General features: G+C 77.6%; 1 protein-coding gene. It reads left to right on the plus strand.

Annotation, left to right across the window (positions count from 1 at the left end; genetic code table 11):
• The coding region (gene fxsT, locus G3I42_RS33740) for an FxSxx-COOH system tetratricopeptide repeat protein (protein ID WP_164291470.1) at positions 1-1,975 on the plus strand (1,975 nt) is incomplete at both ends.

Genomic DNA, 1,975 nt, shown 5'->3' on the forward strand with positions numbered 1-1,975 from the left:
GGCGACGCCCTCGGCGGGCGCACGGCGGGGGCCGAGTACGGGACCCGGCTGCGCACCGCGCTGGACCGGCTGCGGCGGGGCGGGACCGCGCGGCCGTGGCTCCTCGTCGTGGACGGCGCCGACGACCCCGAGGCGATCCGGGACCTGCTCCCCGAGGGCCCCGGCCACGTGCTCGTCACCTCGCGCGACCGCGACTGGGCGCACCACCTCGGCCGCCTCTTCGACGTGCCGACCTTCAGCCGCGAGGAATCCGTGGCCTTCGTCGCCCGCCGGGCGCCCCGGCTGAGCGCGGCGGACGCGGACCAGCTCGCGGAGGCGGTCGGCGACTTCCCGCTCGTCCTCGACCAGGTGGCGGGCTGGCTCGCCGGGACGAGGACGAGCGTCGCGGAGTACCTGGCCCGCCTGGAGTCGGCCGCCGCGAGCGGGGACGTCGCGCTCTCCGCCGACTTCCCCCAGACCTTCCACAGCGCGTGGACCCTGCTCCTCGACCGGCTCAGGGAGACCGGCACCGCCGCGCTCGACCTGCTCCGGCTGTGCACGCGCTTCGCCCCCGGGCGCATCCCCGCCCACGTCCTGCGCGACATGCCCGCCGAGCGCGTGCCGCCGGAGCTGCGCGGCCTCCTCGGCGACGCGCGGGGCTGGGAGGCGGCGGCGGAGGAACTGCGCCGCTACTCCGTCGTCCTGCTGGCGCCGGACGGGAACGGGGAGGCGGACGGGGACGGGCACGGGGAGACTGAAGGACACGGGCAGCCGGACACGTTCTACGTGCACCGCATGGTGCACCGGATCGCCCGTGCCGGAGTGCCGGCCGACGTGGCGGAGCGGCTGGGGGCGACCGTCCGCACCGCCCTCGCCGCCGCCGACCCCGAGGCCCCGTCCGCCACCGCCGACTGGCCCCGCTACGCCGAACTCGTCCCGCACCTCACGCACGCGGGAGCGCCGGAGGACACCGGCGAGGACGTCCAGCGTCTCGTGCTCAACTGCCTGCGCTACACGTACCTCTCGGGCGACCTGGAGGCGGGCCGGGAGCTGGGGCGGGAAGCCTTCGCCGCCTGGGAACGGCTGCTCGGCCCCGAGCACCCCCGCCTCCTCGACCTGACCCACCACTACGCCAACGTGCTGCGCGCGCTCGGCGAGTACACCGCCACCGAGCGGATGGACTGGGCCGCCGTGGAGCACCTGAGCGGGGCGGGGCGCTCCTCCGGCGAGCGGTATCCGCGCGCGCTGGGCGGCCTCGCCGCCGACCTGCGCGGCCTCGGCCGCTACGCGGAGGCGTACGAGCTGTCCGTGCGCGTCGCCGACACATACCGCGCCCTGCTCGGCGCCCGCGCGAGCCAGACCCTGAACGCCGACAACAACATCGCCGCCACGCTCTGCCTCCTCGGCGACTACGAGGGCGCCCGCGCCCTGAACGAGCGCACGCTCGCGGCGCGCCGCGCCCTGCACGGGCCCGCCCACCCCTGGACGCTCTTCTCCGGGCTCTCCCACGCCCTGCACCTGCGCCTGCTCGGCCGCTACGAGGAGGCCCGCGGGCTCCTGACGGAGAGCGCCGCGGCGCACGCGCGCCACCTCGGACCCGAGCACCTCCAGACCCTGCGCGCCGAGCAGAACCTCGCGCTGTGCCGGGCCGCGCTCGGCGAGACGGAGGAGGCGGGCGCCGCCCTCGCCTCCGTCGCCACCCGTGCCGCGCGCTACTACGGCGAGCGGCACCCGCTGACGCTGCTCTTCCGCGACAGCCTCGCCTGCCACCTGCGCGAACACGGGGACCTGACCGAGGCGGGGGCCCTCGCGGAGGCGGTGGCGGCGGCGTACTCGCGCGCGTTCGGCCCGGCGCACCCCTTCACGGCGGGCGCGCGCACGAACGTCGCGCTGGTGGCGTACCGGCGCGGGGACACGGTCGCGGGGCTGGCGCTCGCCGAGGCGGCCCGCGCGGACCTGGAGGCGGCCGTGGGGCCCGCGCACCCGTGGACCCTCG

This window comes from Streptomyces sp. SID11385 (assembly GCF_010548245.1).
Lineage (GTDB): Bacteria > Actinomycetota > Actinomycetes > Streptomycetales > Streptomycetaceae > Streptomyces.